At 72.0% G+C, this 15,651-nt stretch carries 15 protein-coding genes; 11 read left to right on the top strand and 4 right to left on the bottom strand.

What is annotated here, in order from left to right; translation table 11 throughout:
* Positions 1–3 precede the first annotated feature (3 nt).
* On the bottom strand, positions 4–3,435 hold the full coding sequence (locus QMG73_RS11720) for an ATP-binding protein (RefSeq protein WP_281894554.1): 3,432 nt from the start codon (positions 3,433–3,435) through the stop codon (positions 4–6).
* Positions 3,436–3,571: 136 nt separating this feature from the next.
* On the opposite strand from QMG73_RS11720, the gene QMG73_RS11715 reads away from it, so the two are divergent.
* The 4 genes from QMG73_RS11715 to fxsA all read left to right on the top strand — a co-directional run bounded on the left by QMG73_RS11715 (position 3,572) and on the right by fxsA (position 6,035).
* Positions 3,572–3,721, top strand: coding sequence for a hypothetical protein (locus QMG73_RS11715; protein ID WP_281894552.1), 150 nt, complete (start codon positions 3,572–3,574; stop codon positions 3,719–3,721).
* A gap of 112 nt (positions 3,722–3,833) precedes the next feature.
* Positions 3,834–4,712: an AAA family ATPase gene (locus QMG73_RS11710; RefSeq protein ID WP_281894550.1), complete on the top strand. Its 879-nt coding sequence runs from the start codon at positions 3,834–3,836 to the stop codon at positions 4,710–4,712.
* The gene (locus tag QMG73_RS11705) at positions 4,700–5,797 is read left to right on the top strand and encodes a vWA domain-containing protein (protein ID WP_281894549.1); all 1,098 of its coding nucleotides are present in this window, start codon (positions 4,700–4,702) and stop codon (positions 5,795–5,797) included. Before QMG73_RS11710 ends, QMG73_RS11705 begins: the two co-directional genes overlap by 13 nt.
* Positions 5,798–5,867: 70 nt before the next feature.
* A complete protein-coding gene (gene fxsA / locus QMG73_RS46365) occupies positions 5,868–6,035 on the top strand; it encodes an FxSxx-COOH cyclophane-containing RiPP peptide (protein ID WP_407676780.1) in 168 nt (55 codons plus the stop codon).
* On the opposite strand, the gene QMG73_RS11700 is transcribed toward fxsA, so the two are convergent.
* Positions 5,957–6,298 (bottom strand): hypothetical protein, encoded by a 342-nt coding sequence (locus QMG73_RS11700; protein WP_281894548.1) that lies wholly within the window; start codon positions 6,296–6,298, stop codon positions 5,957–5,959. The genes fxsA and QMG73_RS11700 overlap by 79 nt on opposite strands.
* A 287-nt stretch (positions 6,299–6,585) precedes the next feature.
* Here QMG73_RS11700 and QMG73_RS11695 point away from each other — a divergent pair, with 287 nt between their 5' ends.
* From QMG73_RS11695 to QMG73_RS11670, 6 genes are all read left to right on the top strand, one after another.
* Positions 6,586–7,197 (top strand): (2Fe-2S)-binding protein, encoded by a 612-nt coding sequence (locus tag QMG73_RS11695; RefSeq protein ID WP_309299457.1) that lies wholly within the window; start codon positions 6,586–6,588, stop codon positions 7,195–7,197.
* Between the two features lie 13 nt (positions 7,198–7,210).
* Positions 7,211–9,598: a xanthine dehydrogenase family protein molybdopterin-binding subunit gene (locus QMG73_RS11690; protein WP_281894545.1), complete on the top strand. Its 2,388-nt coding sequence runs from the start codon at positions 7,211–7,213 to the stop codon at positions 9,596–9,598.
* A complete protein-coding gene (locus tag QMG73_RS11685) occupies positions 9,595–10,458 on the top strand; it encodes an FAD binding domain-containing protein (protein ID WP_281894543.1) in 864 nt (287 codons plus the stop codon). The genes QMG73_RS11690 and QMG73_RS11685 overlap by 4 nt, the downstream gene beginning before the upstream one ends.
* Positions 10,448–11,134: an SRPBCC family protein gene (locus QMG73_RS11680; RefSeq protein WP_281894542.1), complete on the top strand. Its 687-nt coding sequence runs from the start codon at positions 10,448–10,450 to the stop codon at positions 11,132–11,134. Before QMG73_RS11685 ends, QMG73_RS11680 begins: the two co-directional genes overlap by 11 nt.
* Before the next feature lie 68 nt (positions 11,135–11,202).
* Positions 11,203–12,117 carry an SDR family oxidoreductase gene (locus QMG73_RS11675; RefSeq protein WP_281894540.1) on the top strand — a complete coding sequence of 305 codons (915 nt, stop codon included), beginning with the start codon at positions 11,203–11,205 and terminating at the stop codon, positions 12,115–12,117.
* A complete protein-coding gene (locus tag QMG73_RS11670; protein WP_281894538.1) occupies positions 12,117–12,704 on the top strand; it encodes a TetR/AcrR family transcriptional regulator in 588 nt (195 codons plus the stop codon). Before QMG73_RS11675 ends, QMG73_RS11670 begins: the two co-directional genes overlap by 1 nt.
* 4 nt (positions 12,705–12,708) lie before the next feature.
* Here QMG73_RS11670 and QMG73_RS11665 read toward each other — a convergent pair whose 3' ends face one another.
* Positions 12,709–14,061, bottom strand: coding sequence for an FGGY family carbohydrate kinase (locus QMG73_RS11665; protein ID WP_281894536.1), 1,353 nt, complete (start codon positions 14,059–14,061; stop codon positions 12,709–12,711).
* Positions 14,058–15,284 carry an RNA polymerase sigma factor gene (locus QMG73_RS11660; RefSeq protein WP_281894534.1) on the bottom strand — a complete coding sequence of 409 codons (1,227 nt, stop codon included), beginning with the start codon at positions 15,282–15,284 and terminating at the stop codon, positions 14,058–14,060. The genes QMG73_RS11665 and QMG73_RS11660 overlap by 4 nt, the downstream gene beginning before the upstream one ends.
* Positions 15,285–15,303: 19 nt before the next feature.
* On the opposite strand from QMG73_RS11660, the gene QMG73_RS11655 reads away from it, so the two are divergent.
* Positions 15,304–15,651 carry an MmcQ/YjbR family DNA-binding protein gene (locus QMG73_RS11655; RefSeq protein ID WP_281894533.1) on the top strand — a complete coding sequence of 116 codons (348 nt, stop codon included), beginning with the start codon at positions 15,304–15,306 and terminating at the stop codon, positions 15,649–15,651.

Raw genomic sequence — 15,651 nt, 5'->3', positions numbered from 1 at the left:
CGATCACGGGAGGCGAGCGAGGGTGAACAGGAGCGCGGCGCGGTTGCGGGTGGCGAAGGCCGCCACGCGGTCCGCGTAGCGCTCGCCCGCCAGCGCCGCCGCCAGGACGGCGTCGCTTACGCTGCCGATCTCGTCGTAGCGGGCCACCGCCGCGTCCAGGTGGGTGGCCGCCGCTTCGCGGTCGCCCCTTGACAGCGCCTGGCCGGCGGTCACCATCGCCTCGGCGGCGGCCACCCATCGGGTACGCCGCAGGGCGGTGCCGACGACCGTTGCCACGGTGGTGGCGGCTTCGGGGACCAGGACCGCGGTGTGCGCCGCCGCGGGCAGCCACTCCATCGTCAGCGCGGTCGGCGTCTCGCGCCACACGCCGGCCAGCTCGGTGAGTAACTCGGCCGCCCTGCCGGCGTCACCGCCCAGGGCGTAGCTGAGCGCGCCGTGCGCGGTGGCGTTGAAGCGGAGCCTGGCGAACCCGGAGTCGCGCGCCACCGCCAGGCCCCGCGCCACGTCTTCGCCGGCGGGCAGGCCGCACAGGGTACGCAGCCAGGCGCGGCGGCCGCGTAGCTGCAGATCCCAGTCGGTGGTATCGGCGCCCTCGCCGTCGAGGTACCCGTCGGCGGCCTGGAGCAGCGCGATCCAGTCGCCCTCGAAGTAGGCCAGCTCGGCCTCCTCGGAGTGGCTCGGCACGAACCGCAGCTGTCCACCCTGGACTGTCTGGCTTTCGCGCTCCAGCTCGGCCGCGCGCGCCAGGTCGCCCTCCTCCTGCACGAAGGTGGCGAGGTTGTGACCGGCCCGGCGCAGCGTCGGCAGGCCCTGCGCGCGGCACGCCTCGACCACCCGCTCCATGTCGGACAGTGCGCTCGCGTCGCCCGCGACGTACCGGGCGGCGTATTCGGTGACGAGCGCGTGCACGGTGGCGTCGGCGAGGCCGAGCCGCTCGGCGAGGGAGTGTGCGGTGCGGGCCGCCGCGATCGCCTCGCCCGTCTGGTAGTCCATCAGGTGCAGGCGGGCCAGTTCGGCGTACGCCTCGGCTGTGTCGGCGCTCTCGGGCAGTCGCGTGAACAGCCCCACCGCGCGGTCGAGATGCTCCCGTGCCCTGGCACGCTCGGCGCGCATCGACTCGGCCTGCCCGAGCAGCGTCTCAGCTCCCGCCTCGCCCGCGACGTCATCCGCGTCGCGCATCCGCTCGGCGAGCCGGGCCACGTCTTTGACGCCCCCGTCGCGGTAGAAGCGGTCACCGTCCACAAGGAACCGGAGCCGGTGGTGCAGCAGCTCGGCGGCGCGGCGGCCGGCCGGCTCGTGGTCGCGCGGCCACACGTTGAGCGCCTGCTCCACGTATCCCAGAGCGGCGTCGACGGCGTACACCGAATAGGCGGCCTCGGCGGCGGCCCGCAGCGCCGCGCGGGCGGCCTCGGCGTCGGCGGCGGTGTCCTCGCCGAGACCCTCGGCCAGCGACAGGGCTTCGATCCGGTGGCGGGCCACCCCGGTGGCCAGGTCGTGCCGGCCGCCGACCGACACCCGATCCAGCCAGCCGGCCGCGCGCCGGTGCAGCGCGGCACGCATCGCCCGTGGCAGCCGCCGGTACGCCACCTCGCGCACCAACTGGTGCTGGAAGGACAGCTCGGTCTCGCCGGCCACTGTGGACATGACGCCCGCGGCGAGGATGTCGCGCTGCTGCAACCGGTGCAGGACCAGCGCCACGTCGCCGCCGTCCAGGTCGAGCATGGCCGCGACCGCGCCCGGCCACACCCGGTCACCGAGCACCGCGGCGGCGCCCAGCACGCGGCGGCCGGCGTGGTCGAGGAGGTCGATGCGGTTGGCGATGACGCCGTGCACGGTCTCCGGCACATCCAGGTCGCTCTCGATCGTGAGAGCCGGGTCGCCCTGCCGCTCGGCGAGCATCCGCACGTACTCGATGGCGTACATCGGGTTGCCGCCGGTGATCTCTGCGATCCGGTCGATGTACTCCTCGGGCATGGACTGCTGGCGCAGCAGCGTGGACACCAGCGTGCGCATCTCAGACGGGCGCAGCCGGGCGAGGGAGACGGTGAGCATGCCGGGCAGCGCGGACGGCCAGGCGGGCTGCTGGTCGAGCAGCTCCGGGCGGTACGTGCACACGACGAACAGGGGCGCGTCGCCGCCCGCCTCGACCAGGTCGGCGAGGAACCGCAGCAGCGCCGGGTCGGCGTAGTGCAGGTCCTCCACGACCAGCGCGGTGGGGATGTGCCGGGCGAGCGCCAACAGCGCGTCCCGCCAGGCCGCCTCGATCTCACCCGGGCGCACCGCCCGGCCCGGCAACCCGGCGAGCGGGGCGATCAGGCGGATCAGCCGTTCGCGGTCGGCGGCCGGCAGCGCGTCGCCGAGCGCCGCGGTGAGCCGGTCGCGGGCGGCGTCGGGGTCGTCGGTGTCGAGCACGCCCGCCTCGGCCTTGACGATCTCGGCGAGCGCGTCGTACGTGCCGCCCGCCCCGTACGGCAGACAGCGCCCCACGCGCCACCGCACCAGCAGGTCACCGGCGTCGTGGACGGTGCGGAACAGCTCGCGGACGAGCCGGCTCTTGCCCAGCCCGTGCGCGCCCACGATCGACACCAGCTGGGCCCGCCGTTCCGACACCGACCGGGTCAGCGCCGCCATCAGCAGGTCCAACTCGGAGCGGCGGCCGACCAGCGGCGCGCCCTCGTCGTCGACGACCTGCGGCCGGTGCGCCGACGCCTGTGCCAGCCACGCCTCCACCGGCCGCGCCTTGCCGGCCACCGTGAGGTGAGCAGGCTCGTCCGCGTACCGGATGGAACCGGCCGTGGCCCGGTGCGTCGCCGCGGAGACCAGCACCCCACCGTCCGGTGCGTGTGCCTGCAACCGCGCGGCCGTCGCGACCGCGTCGCCGGAGACGAGCGCCTCGCCGCCGTTGCGGGCGGCCGCCAGGTCGACCAGCGCCTCGCCGGTCGCGACACCGACCCGCGCGCGCATCCGGTACCGGCCCGCGAGGGGCCGCTCGTCGAGCTTTCGCTGCAGCTCCAGCCCCGCGAAGACCGCCCGGTATCCGTCGTGCTCGGTCTCGACGGGCACGCCGAAGACCGCCATCACCGCGTCTCCGATGTACTTCTCGACGACCCCGCCGTATCGCCGGATCACCTCGCGGGCGGTGGTGAAGTAGTCGACCTGCAGGCGCCGCAGGTCTTCGGGGTCGAGGCTCTCGGCCATCTGGGTGAAGCCCTTGAGGTCGACGAAGAGCACGTTGACCGTGCGGCGCTCCTCGCGGGGTGCCTCGGAACTGCCCAGTTGCGCGCCGCAGGCGGTGCAGAAGCTCAGGCCGGGCGCGATGGTGGTGTCGCAGGACGGGCAGCGGGCGTGCAGGGCCGTGCCGCATCGGCCGCAGAAGCGGTGGCCCGGATCGGTGGGCGCCCCGCACTGTGGGCAACCGTCGTGCTCAATCCCCATGTACGCGACCGTCCTTGCGGTGATCGTGTCGGGCTCCCGACGCGACGGCGGTGCCCGCGCGCAAGACGCCACTAGAGTACGCCGTGTTATCTCGTGGTCATTTATTGTCAGGGGAGGTCCGATAATGGCCGATTCGATGAACGATTCCGACGGCAAGGGCGCCGCCACGTCGCCAGCGGGCAAGGGCGTCGGCAGCGACCCGAAGGAGCCGCAGCCGGGCCCCGCCGATGGCCCGGACAAGGGCAAAGGCGTCGGCTCTGAGCCGGCGGGCAGCACCGGCAGCTGAGGTGACAGCGAGCGGGACGTCTTCAGGGGCGCCCCGCCCACCTCTGCCGTGATGCCATTGATAAGAGCCGCTGCCGGCGAGCGTGATACCGCTCGCCTGGCATAGTTGGCGTGTGACCCCCGCCTCACCCCAAGAACTGGCCAAGGCGCTCGCCGAGGTCGGTTACCTCGCCGACGAGGGGCTGGCCATCGCCGGGCACCTGGCGATGCGGCTCGGGCGGCCGCTGTTTCTCGAAGGCGACGCGGGCGTCGGCAAGACCGCGTTCGCGCAGGCGCTGGCCGAGGCGACCGGCGCGCACTTCGTGCGGCTCCAGTGCTACGAAGGGCTCGACGCCTCGCAGGCGCTGTACGACTGGGACTTTCCGCGGCAGATCCTGCACCTGCGCACCGTCGAGGCGGCGGCGGTCGCGGCCGGCGACAAGCCCGATACTGCGGCGCTGGAGGCGAGCCTCTACGACCGGCGGTTCCTCATCGCCCGCCCCCTGCTGCAGGCTCTCGAACGCACCCCGTCGGTGCTGCTGGTCGACGAGATCGACCGGGCCGACGACGAGTTCGAGGCGTTCCTGCTGGAGGTGCTCGCCGACGCCGCGATCACGATCCCCGAGCTGGGACGCATCGCCGCCGAACGGCCGCCGCTGACGGTGCTGACCAGCAACCGCACGCGCGAGGTGCACGACGCGCTCAAGCGCCGCTGCCTGTACCACTGGGTCGAGCACCCCACTGTGGAGCGTGAGGTCGCGATCCTGCGCTCCCGGCTCCCGGAGGTCACCGAGCGGCTGGCCGCCGAGGTCGCCGAGGCGATCCGGCGCATGCGCCAGCTCGACCTGATCAAGCCGCCGGGGGTCGCCGAGGCGCTCGACTGGGCCAGCGCGCTGACCGCGCTCGGCGCCGACGGGCTCGACCGGGACGTCGCGGCGGCCACGCTCGGCGCGGTGCTGAAATACCGCGAAGACATCGACCGGGTGCGAGAGTCCGAACCATGGCGGACGTGACCGCCGTCCTCGTGGGCTTCGCGGAAACGTTGCGGCACGCCGGGGTCGAGGCCGTGGGGGAGCGGGTCGAAGCCATGATCTACGCCGCCAGCGCACTCCAGATCAGCAGTCCGCAGGACGTGTACTGGGCGGGCCGGCTGACCTTGTGCGCCGAACCCGATGACCTGCCCGTGTACGACGCCGCGTTCACCGCGTACTTCGGTGGGCGGCTGCCGGCCCGGGTACCCGATCCGCAGCCCGCGGCCCGGAGCCGCCCGGCGGCGCTGTTCGGTTCGGTGCCCGGTGGCACCGCCAGCGAGCCGGACGCCGCGACGCCGGTCGCGGCCAGCGACGCCGAGGTGCTGCGACAGCGCGACATCGCCGCGCTGTCGGTGGCGGAGCGTGACGAGGTACGCCGGCTGGTGGCGCTGCTGGCACCGGAAACAGCGCCGCGGCCCAGCCGGCGGCACCGCCCCGCCCGCGCGGGTGGCGTCGACCCGGCCCGGACGGTCCGCCGCATGCTGCGCCACGCCGGCGAGCCCACCCGGCTGGCCCGCCGCGACCACCGCGACAAGCCCCGCCGCCTGGTACTGCTCGTGGACGTCTCCGGCTCGATGGCACCGTACGCGGACGCCCTGCTCCGCTTCGCGCACGCGGCCGTGCGCCGCCGGCCGACGCTGACCGAGGCGTTCACGCTGGGCACCCGGCTGACCCGGGTTACGCGGGCGCTGCGGCACCGCGACCCCGACGCGGCCCTCCGGGCGGCCGGCGGTGCGATCGCCGACTGGCACGGCGGCACCCGGCTCGCCGACGGGCTCAAGGCGTTCCTGGACCGATGGGGGCAGCGCGGCACCGCTCGCGGCGCCGTGGTGGTGCTGTGCAGCGACGGCTGGGAGCGGGGCGACCCGGCCCTGCTCGCGGCGCAGATGGCGCGGCTGTCTCGGCTCGCCTTCAGGGTGGTCTGGGTCAACCCGCACCGGGGCAAGGCGGGATACGCCCCATTGGTGGCCGGGATGGCGGCGGCCCTGCCGTATCTTGACGACTTCGTCGCTGGTCACAGCTTGGAGGCGTTGGAGCAGCTTGTAGGCCTAATCTCGAGAGCCTAAGGGCTTGTCTCAACGCGCCATTCAGGCCATTCGGAGCCACTTGGTTGCTGCGTATGGTAGAAACTCGCCCGTGGAGTCGTCCGGGGATCGCGTATCCCGCATTGTAGATGTCAGCAAGCTCCCCTTGAGTGAACTTGCCACTGTGGACAAGCCGCGTCTTCAGAAATCGCTGCGGGAGGTCGTCGACCAGGTCGAGCGGCAGCACGAGATCGTCGCGGGTTTCGGCTCGGCGATATGACTGACCGGGCGGGTCCAATACAGATCCGCCAACGGGAATGGCCCGGCGGCCGCCTCGGGATGGGCCAGTAGCAGGCGGCGGAGTTTGCCCTGCCATTCGGCCACGAACTCGCTTTTGGCCTCCTCGGCCAGCGGTTGCGGGGTACCCGCCGGCAGCGCGGCGCCGGCACCTGTTCCGGCACGTTGGAAGCCGGTCGAATCGGCATCGACCTCGACGGCGATTGCGCAGTCCGGATCGATCTCGAAATAGAGCAACTCGGGCATAGTCCGCTCCGGGGGTGGACGGCAGTGTGCACACATCGTACGGGTGTCGTCACAAATTCGGCGCGGCCAACTATTGTGCTCTTTCGGGTGTCACTATCGATCTCATTCGAATTGAGATTGATTGATGATGATCACTATGTGGTGATGTCTCGCTCCGCGCCCGCACCGCGAACGTTTCCAGCGGGTTACGCCGCACCCCTTGCGGTGGACGGCCGCGAGAGATTGTCTGTGGGGTAGCCCCGGTCCGGTGCAGCCCGCACCGGGCCCTGTCCCGCCCGGGAGGGTTTATGACCCGGATCAGCATCACCGTCGACGGGGTCCGCTACGACGATGACGTAGAGTCCCGCACCCTGCTCGTTCACCACCTGCGCGATCGGCTCGGCAAGGTCGGCACCGTGGTCGGCTGCGACACCAGCAACTGTGGCGCCTGCACCGTGCTCGTCGCCGGCGACTCCGCTACGACCCGCCATGCCGTCAAGAGCTGCAACGTCCTCGCCGTCCAGGCGGATGGCACCGAGATCATCACCATCGAGGGCCTCGCCGGTGGCGACGGCTCACTGCACCCGGTACAGCAGGCGTTTCACGACCGGCACGCGCTCCAATGTGGCTTCTGCACCCCCGGGATGATCCTGGCCGCGGTGGACCTCCTGGCCGAAAACCCGGACCCGAGCGACGCGGAGATCCGCGAGGGCATCGAGGGAAACCTGTGCCGGTGCACCGGATACCAGAACATCGTGCGCGCCGTGCGTGACGCGGCGACCGCGCTGCGCGGCGCCGACGTCGCGGAGCCAGCGTCCGCAGTGGACGGCCAGATGCCGGGTACGCCACAGGCGGCGCCCGCCGTGCCGTCCGAGCCCGAGTCAGTACCCGTCGAGGCCGTGCCGCGGCCCGTGCCGTGAGGGAGGTCCGTTCGTGACAACTGTCCAGGAACGACCCACCGGTGAGGTGGGCGCGGCACGCAAACGCAAGGAGGACGCCCGGCTCATCACCGGCCGGACGATGTGGACGGAGAACGTCATGCTGCCGGGCATGCTGCACCTGGCGATCCTGCGCAGCCCGATGGCGCACGCCCGGATCACCCGGGTCGACACGTCGGCCGCGCTGCGCGAGCCCGGCGTGGTGACGGCGTTCAGCGGCCGCGACGTGGCCGAGACGCAGGGCAGCCTGCCGTGCGCGTGGCCGGTGACCGAAGACATGGTGCACCCCGACCACCCGCCGCTGGCGGTCGACGAGGTGCGGCACGCGGGCGAGGCGGTCGCCGTCGTCGTGGCCCGCGACCGGGCCAGCGCGGTCGACGCGCTCGCCACGATCGAGGTCGACTACGAGCCACTGCCCGTCGTGCTCGACATGGAGGAGGCCCTCGCCGAAGACGCCCGGCTGGTGCACGCAGACAAGGGCACCAACAAGGCGTACACGTGGATTTTCGACTCCGGCGAGGCCGGCACCGGCCACGGCGTCGACGCGGCCTTTGCCGGCGCCGAGGTGGTCATCAAGCGCCGGTACATCCAGCAGCGGCTGATCCCGGCGTTCATGGAGCCGCGCAGCGTGGTCGTCGACCCGACCGGCGACCAGCACACGATCTGGTCCGCGACGCAGATTCCCCACATCCTGCGGGTGATGGTGGCTCTCGTGACCGGTACGCCGGAGCACAAGGTGCGGGTGGTGGCGCCGGACGTCGGTGGCGGGTTCGGCGGGAAGCTCCAGGTGACCGCCGAGGAGCTGATCGCGTTCATGGCGGCGCAGCGGGTCGGCAAGCCGGTCAAGTACACCGAGTCCCGGTCCGACAGCCTGCTCTCCGCACACCACGGGCGCGACCAGATCCAGGATCTGGAGCTGGCCGCCAGGCGGGACGGGACCGTGTTGGGGTTGCGGGTCAACCTGCTCGCCAACATGGGTGCCTATCTGGGCATCGTCACGCCGGGCGTACCGCTGCTGGGCGCGTTCATGTACAACGCGATCTACAAGTTCCCGGCGTACCGCTTCGTGTGCACCGGCGTCTACACCAACACCACCACGACCGACGCCTACCGCGGGGCCGGCCGGCCCGAGGCCACGTACGCGATCGAGCGGCTGATGGACGAGCTGGCCGTCGAGTTGGACATGGACCCGGTCGAGGTGCGGCGGCGCAACTGGATCCGGCACGACGAGTTCCCGTTCGACACCGTCGCCGGACTGACCTACGACTCAGGCAACTACGAGGCGGCCACCGACAAGGCGTTGGAGCTGTTCGGGTACGAGGCGCTGCGGGCGGAGCAGGCTTCGCGCCGCGAGTCGGGTGACCCGGTGCAGTTGGGCATCGGCGTGTCCACGTACACCGAGATGTGCGGCCTCGCACCGTCCCGGGTACTGGGCGCTCTGCGGTACGCCGCGGGCGGCTGGGAGACGGCCAGCATCCGGGTACTGCCCACCGGCAAGGTCGAGGTCGTCACCGGTACCTCGCCGCACGGGCAGGGCCACGAGACCGCGTGGAGCCAGATCGTCGCCGACCGCCTCGGCGTGCCGTTCGAAGACGTCGAGGTGCTGCACGGCGACACCCGCACCTCCCACAAGGGACTCGACACGTACGGGTCGCGGTCGCTGGCCGTGGGCGGCATCGCGCTCGTCAACGCCTGCACGAAGGTGGTCGACAAGGCCAAGCCGGTGGCGGCGCACCTGCTGGAGTGCGACGTGTCCGACCTGGAGTTCGCCGATGGGGCTTTCCGGGTGCGCGGCGCGCCTTCGGACGCGGCCGGCAAGACGATCGCCGACTGCGCGTTCGCGGTGTTCGCCGCGCACGACATGCCCGAGGGTGTCGAGCCGACCATCGACGCCGACGCCACCTACGACCCGGGCAACTTCTCGTTCCCGCACGGCACGCACCTGTGCGCGACCGAGGTCGACACCGAGACCGGCCGGGTCACGATCCGGTCCTATGTGGCCGTCGACGACGTCGGACGGGTCATCAACCCGCTCATCGTCGAGGGCCAGGTGCACGGCGGGGTCGCGCAGGGCATCGCGCAGGCCCTCTTCGAAGAGGCCGTGTACGACAGCGAGGGCAACCTGCTCACCGGCACCTTCATCGACTACACGCCGCCCAGCGCGGCCGACCTGCCCGACATCGTCAGCGACCGCACGGAGACCCCGGCACCGGACCACCCGCTCGGTGCCAAGGGCGTCGGTGAGGCCGGCACGATCGCGTCGACGCCGGCTGTCATCAACGCGATCGTCGACGCGCTGCGGCCGTACGGTGTGAGCGACATCCGGATGCCGGCCACGCCCGAGCGGGTCTGGCAGGCGCTGCGAGGGGGTGCTCGGTCATGATTCCCGCCGCGTTCGAGTACACGAAGCCGTCCACAGTAGACGAAGCGGTACAGGCGCTGGCCGACGGCGGCGAAGACGCCAAGGTGCTCGCCGGTGGCCAGAGCCTCATCCCGATGCTCCGGCTGCGGTTGGCCGCACCAACGCTCCTGGTCGACCTCGGCGGCCTCGGTGAGCTGCGGGGCGTCCGCGACGACGGCGACGCGCTGGTGATCGGGGCGATGACCCGGTACGCCGACCTGCTCCGCGATCCCCTGGTGCGCGACCACGCGCCGCTGCTCGCACAGGCCACCGCCACCGTGGCCGACCGCCAGGTGCGGCACCTCGGCACCATCGGCGGCTCCCTGGCGGAGGCCGACCCGGCCGGTGACCTGCCCAGTGTGGCGGTCGCGCTCGACGTCTCGTTCGAGGTGGTCGGTCCCGACGGCTGGCGCACCATCTCCGCGGCCGACTTCTTCGTCGATTTCCTCACCACCGCCCTCGGCGACGGCGAGATGCTAGCCGCGCTCCGTGTGCCCAAACAGGACGGTTGGGGAACGCACTACGAGAAGTTCAACCGGGTCGCGCAGGCGTGGTCCATCGTCGGCGTCGCCGTGGCGGTTCGCCGGGAGAACGGCACGATCGCCGAGGCGCGGGTGGGCCTGACCAACATGGGCAATCGCCCCGTGCGGGCCCGCGCTGTCGAGGAGGCTCTGACCGGTGCGCCGGCGACCGTCGACGCGGTAAGCTCCGCTGCCGCGCGAGCGGCCGAAGGTGCCGATCCACCGGCGGACGTGTGGGCGTCCGCGGAGTACCGCAGTCATCTGGCAACCGTGCTGACCCGTCGTGCCGTTGTCGCGGCAGGAGGTATCCATGCGTCTTGACCACAGTTTCACCGTGCCGGTGGGCGTCGACGAGGCGTGGCAGGTCCTGTTGGACGTGCCGCGCGTCGCGCCCTGCATGCCGGGGGCGGCGCTCACCGAGTTCGACGGCGAGGCGTTCACCGGCAAGGTGAAGGTCAAGGTCGGACCGATCGTGTTGACGTACACCGGAAAGGGCCGCTTCGTCGAACGCGACGACGCGGCCCACCGGGTCGTCATCGAGGCGTCCGGGCGCGATACCCGGGCCGCCGGCACCGCGTCCGCGACGGTCACCGCCGTGCTGGTGCCCGACGGCGACCAGACCCGCGTCGACGTCGCCACCGACCTGGTGGTGACCGGGAAGCCGGCGCAGTTCGGGCGCGGGATGATGGCCGACGTGGGCGGGCGGCTGATCGGCCAGTTCGCCGACTGCTTGGCGAGCGAGATCGCCGGGCCAACCCCCGACGCACCCCCACCCGCCGTCCCCGACAGCGTCCCCGACGCTCCACCCGCCGTCTCCGAGGCCGCGCCGGCTCAGACCGGGCGAGAGGTCGAGCGGGAGGTCGAGCGGGAGGTCGAGCCGATCGACCTGCTCAAGCTCTCGGCGGGCACCCGCACCGCCCGGTACGCCGGCGTCGTGGGCCTGGCGGCCGTAGCGGCGGTGGCGACCTGGCTGGTGATCCGCGCCCTGCGCGGCTGACGAGAGCTCGCCCTGATCACGTGGGAGGGGCGCTTGTTAGTAAACGTACGTTCGTTTATAGTGGTGGAATGCGCAATGATGATCACCCCCTCGCGGGCAGGGTCGCACTCGTCGCCGGCGCCACGCGCGGCTGCGGTCGCGCGATCGCCGTCGAGCTAGGAGCGCTCGGCGCCACCGTCTATGGCAGCGGGCGCTCCACCCGGGCCGGGCGCTCACCGATGAATCGCCCCGAGACCATTGAGGACACTGCTGAGCTCGTCACCGCCGCCGGCGGCCAAGGGATCGCCGTTCGCTGCGACCACACCAATGTGGACGATGTGCGCTCGCTCGTCGATCGCATCCGCGGCGACCACGCGCGGCTCGACATCCTCGTCAACGACGTCTGGGGCGGGGATCCGTTTGTCCAGTGGGACAAGTCGTCGTGGGACCACCCGCTCGACGCGACGCTCGGCGTCCTGCGCAACGGCATCGAGACCCACCTGATCACGAATCACTTCGCGATCCCACTCATGCTCGAGGGCAGCGGCGGCCTCGTGGTCGAGGTAGGCGACGGAAAATACGACGTGCCGTATCGCACGAACCTGCCATACGACCTCGTCAAAACCGTCATCGCCCGCACCGGCGTGGCACTCGCCCACGAGCTCAAGCCGCACGGCGTCACGGCTCTGGCGGTCACACCCGGTTATCTCCGATCGGAAGCGATGCTCGACCACTTTGGAGTCACGGAGCAGACGTGGCGCGAGGCGGCCGAGCGGGTGCCCTTCTTCAGCCACTCCGAGACGCCGCACCTGCTCGGTCGCGGGATCGCGGCGCTCGCGGCCGACCCGGACCGGCACCGGTTCAGCGGCCAGTGCCTCGGGTCGTGGGACCTCATGCACCACTACGACCTGGTCGACGCCGACGGCAACCGGCCAGACTGGGGCGCCGTCGACCTCGAAGCCAGGGTGGATTCCCTCGCCAACGGCGTGCCGGCCTCCGACTGATGCCGCGCCCACGAACGATCAGCGATGAGGCGGTCCTCGACGCCGTCCTCGCCCTCGCCCACCGCGTCGGCCCGGCGAATGTCACGTTCGCCGCGGCCGCTGCGGAGGTGGGCCTGTCGGCCGCGACGCTTGTCCAGCGCTTCGGAACCAAGCGCGACATGCTGCTCGCGGCCGACAAGCGAGCGATCGACCTCTGGGTGGGCGCTCTGGACCGCTCGACGGCCACCTCGCCGCTCGCGCGCGTCGTCGAGGGACTCGTGCTCGCCGTCGACCCGGTCGCCACGCCCGAGCAGATGGCCAACTCCCTCGCGATGCTCCAGCTCGACCTCACCGATCCCGACTTTCACGCCGAGACGCTCCGTGGAGCACGAGCCATCCGCGCCCGCGTCGCGCAGAACCTCAATTCAGCGCTCGAAGCGGGCGAGCTGCGCCCAGGCACCGACGTCGCGGCCCTCGCGAAGCTCGTCGAAACCGTCTACCACGGCGCGATGATCGGATGGGCGATCCACCGCGAGAGCACCCTCATCGAGTCGATGCGCGAGCAGTTCCTAGCCGTCCTCGCCCCGCACCGGACGGGGGTTCGTTGACCCGCTAGGCGGCGGGAGCGCGGTCCAGCCAGGAGTGGTAGGCCGCTTCCAGCGCGGGGTTGGGGCGCGGGTCGGTCTCGGGTGGGGAAGGGCGGTCGGGGCGCAGCGGCGTGCCGACCGCGCGAGCCGCGAGCATGGCCGCGCCGGTCGCGGACGCGCTCCGCACCTCCACGCGCCGCACCACCACACCCAGTGCGTCGGCGAGCAGTTGGCGCACGAACGGCTCGCGCCCGCCGCCTCCGGTCAGGCGTACCGCCGGGCCCAGCGGACCGAGTAGTTCCGCCGCTCGCCGGACGGCGAACACCATGGCTTCCACGGCGGCCCGCGCGAGGTCGGCGCGGGTCGTGGACGCGCGCAGGCCCAGCCAGCCGCCGCGGCTGGACGGCCCGGCCAGGCCACCGCGTTCGCCGGTCAGGAACGGCAGGAACGTCACGCCGCCCGCGCCGGCCGGCACGCCGGCGGCCGCCCCGATCAGGTCGGCCCAGGAGAGGCCGAATACGTCGCAAACCCAGTCCAGCGCCAGGCCCGCGTTCTGCACGGCGGCCATCGCGTACCAGCCATCGTCGGCGGCCACGTACAGGTGGGTGACCGGGGAGGCCATCGGGGACGGGTGGGCGACCCGGCGCAGGACCTGTGCACCGGTGCCCAGGTTGATCTGGAGGTCGTCGACGGTGCCGACGGCCAGCAGGGCGGCGGGTGTGTCCGCGCACCCGGCTATCACAGCGGCGTCCTCCATCGAACCGACCACTGTGGATGGTGACACCACCTCGGGGAGCAGGGTGGCGGGGATGAGGGAGGCTGCCTCAGACGACCAGTCGTCGGCTACCACGTCCCAGAGAAGGGTGGCGGAGGCGTCACTGCGTTCGGTCACGGGTGGGCCGGCGATGGTCAGGCGCAGATAGTCCTTGGGCAGCAACAGGTGGGTGGCGCGGGCGACGCTGTCTGGCTCGTGTGTGGCGAGCCAGGCGGCGATCGGGCCGGTCATCCCGGGCACCAGAGGGTTGGCCAGCCGATCGCGGGCGGGGGCGGCGATGGCGCGCCAGCGGTCGAGTTCGGCGGTGGCGCGCTGATCCGGCCAGAGCACGGCCGGCCGGACCGGTACCCCTGACTCGTCACATAGGACGGCACCGTGCATCTGGCCCGTCACGCCGACCGCGGCGATGCTCGCGGCCGGCAGGGCCGCCCGTGCGGTCCGCAGCGCGGCCACCCACTCGGCCGGGTCCGTCTCCGCCCAGCCGGCGTGCGGCCGGCGCACCTCGTACCCGGCCTCGGCCTCAGCGAGCAGCGAGCCGTCCTCGGCGAGCAGGGCGAGCTTCAGCCCGCTCGTGCCCAGATCGATGCCGAGAAAAGCGCTCAAGGCATCTCCTGGTGGGGGAGCCGCGCGGCGCGCGCTTCCAGGTAGCGTTGCTCGGGGACGCTGCTCGTTCGCTTGGCGGCGAGCTGGTACTGGTCGCGGGCGGCCGCCGGGTCGCCAGCCATCTCCAGCAGGTGCGCCCGCGTCGCGGCGAGCCGGTGGTGTGCGGCGACCCGCTCATCTGAGTCGAGTGTGGACAGTAGGTCCAGGCCGGCTCGCGGTCCCTTGACCATGGCGAGCGCGATCGCGTGGTTGAGGGTGACCATGGGGCCGGGCGCGACGCGTTCCAGTACCGAATAAAGGCCGAGGATCTGCGGCCAGTCGGTGTCGTCCGCGCGCGGCGCCTCGTCATGGACGGCGGCGATGGCGGCCTGGATCTGGTACGGGCCGATGGGAGCGCGAGCCAGCGTGTCCGTGATCAGCGCGACCCCCTCCTCGATGTCGGGCCGGCTCCACAGTGTGCGGTCCTGTTCGGCGAGCGGCACGAGCGAGCCGTCGGCCCGGGTGCGTGCCGGCCGCCGGGCCTCGGTGAGCAGCATCAACGCGAGCAGCCCGGCGACCTCGCCGTCGTCCGGCAGGGCGCGGTGCAGGCCCCGGGTGAGCCTGATTGACTCGCCAGTCAGCTCGCTACGGTGCAACTCGGGACCGGAGGTGGCGGTGTAGCCCTCGTTGAAGATGAGGTACAGGACGTGCAGTACCGCACGCAGCCGCTCGGCGCGCTCGGTCTCGGGCGGCATCGTGAACTCGCTGCCGGTCGCCTTGACGCGCTGTTTGGCCCGGCTGATCCGTTGGGCCATCGTGGCCTCCGGTACCAGGAAGGCGCGCGCGATCTGTGCGGTCGTGAGGCCGCCGACCGCGCGGAGGGTGAGGGCGATCTGCGACGCCGCCGTGAGCGACGGGTGGCAGCACAGGAAGAGCAGGGTGAGCGTGTCGTCGTGCGCCGGCTCCTGGTCCTCGTACGCCTCCCCGGCCATCGCCGCCGCGGTGGCCTCGCGGCGGCGCCGGGCGGCGTCGCTGCGGAACTGGTCGGTCAGCCGGCGCGACGCGACGGTGACCAGCCACGCGCGTGGATTGTCGGGTATGCCCTCGTCTGGCCATTGGGTCGCGGCGCTCAGCAGCGCCTCCTGTACGGCGTCCTCGCACGCGTCGAACTGCCCGTACCGCCGGATCAGCACGCCCAGCACCTGTGGCGCCGCTTCCCGCAGCAGTTCCTCGACCCGGCCCATAGCGCATTACATTAGGCCGATGGTGACGGTCGAGGACGTGCGACGGGTGGCCTTGACGCTGCCGCGCACGTCCGAGCATCTGATTCGCGACCGGGTCAAGTTCCGGGTGAAGCAGATCGTGTACGTGGCGTTCTCGCGCGACGAGACCACGATGGGGTTCGGCTTTCCCAAGGAGGAGCGGGCCGCGCTGATCGCCGCCGAGCCCGAAAAGTTCTTCCCGCCGTCCCGATCCGACGAGCGGTTCAACTGGGTGCAGGCGTGGACGGCCGCCCTCGACGAAGACGAGATGCGCGAACTGGTCATCGACGCGTGGCGGATGTGCGTGCCAAAACGGGTGGCGCGCGAGTGGGAAGAGGCGCAGCGTTAG

This window comes from Phytohabitans aurantiacus (assembly GCF_027923225.1).
GTDB classification, from domain to species: domain Bacteria; phylum Actinomycetota; class Actinomycetes; order Mycobacteriales; family Micromonosporaceae; genus Phytohabitans; species Phytohabitans aurantiacus.
Note: the sequence above shows the minus strand (reverse complement) of the source record. Positions and strands in the feature narration are given on the sequence as shown.

Excerpts from the sequence above, each read along its gene's own strand:
- QMG73_RS11720 (WP_281894554.1), bottom strand. The coding sequence starts at position 3,435 with ATGGGGATTGAGCACGACGGTTGCCCACAGTGCGGGGCGCCCACCGAT.
- QMG73_RS11715 (WP_281894552.1), top strand. The coding sequence starts at position 3,572 with ATGAACGATTCCGACGGCAAGGGCGCCGCCACGTCGCCAGCGGGCAAG.
- QMG73_RS11705 (WP_281894549.1), top strand. The coding sequence starts at position 4,700 with ATGGCGGACGTGACCGCCGTCCTCGTGGGCTTCGCGGAAACGTTGCGG.
- QMG73_RS11700 (WP_281894548.1), bottom strand. The coding sequence starts at position 6,298 with ATGCCCGAGTTGCTCTATTTCGAGATCGATCCGGACTGCGCAATCGCC.
- QMG73_RS11695 (WP_309299457.1), top strand. The coding sequence starts at position 6,586 with ATGACCCGGATCAGCATCACCGTCGACGGGGTCCGCTACGACGATGAC.
- QMG73_RS11685 (WP_281894543.1), top strand. The coding sequence starts at position 9,595 with ATGATTCCCGCCGCGTTCGAGTACACGAAGCCGTCCACAGTAGACGAA.
- QMG73_RS11680 (WP_281894542.1), top strand. The coding sequence starts at position 10,448 with ATGCGTCTTGACCACAGTTTCACCGTGCCGGTGGGCGTCGACGAGGCG.
- QMG73_RS11675 (WP_281894540.1), top strand. The coding sequence starts at position 11,203 with ATGCGCAATGATGATCACCCCCTCGCGGGCAGGGTCGCACTCGTCGCC.
- QMG73_RS11670 (WP_281894538.1), top strand. The coding sequence starts at position 12,117 with ATGCCGCGCCCACGAACGATCAGCGATGAGGCGGTCCTCGACGCCGTC.
- QMG73_RS11660 (WP_281894534.1), bottom strand. The coding sequence starts at position 15,284 with ATGGGCCGGGTCGAGGAACTGCTGCGGGAAGCGGCGCCACAGGTGCTG.
- QMG73_RS11655 (WP_281894533.1), top strand. The coding sequence starts at position 15,304 with ATGGTGACGGTCGAGGACGTGCGACGGGTGGCCTTGACGCTGCCGCGC.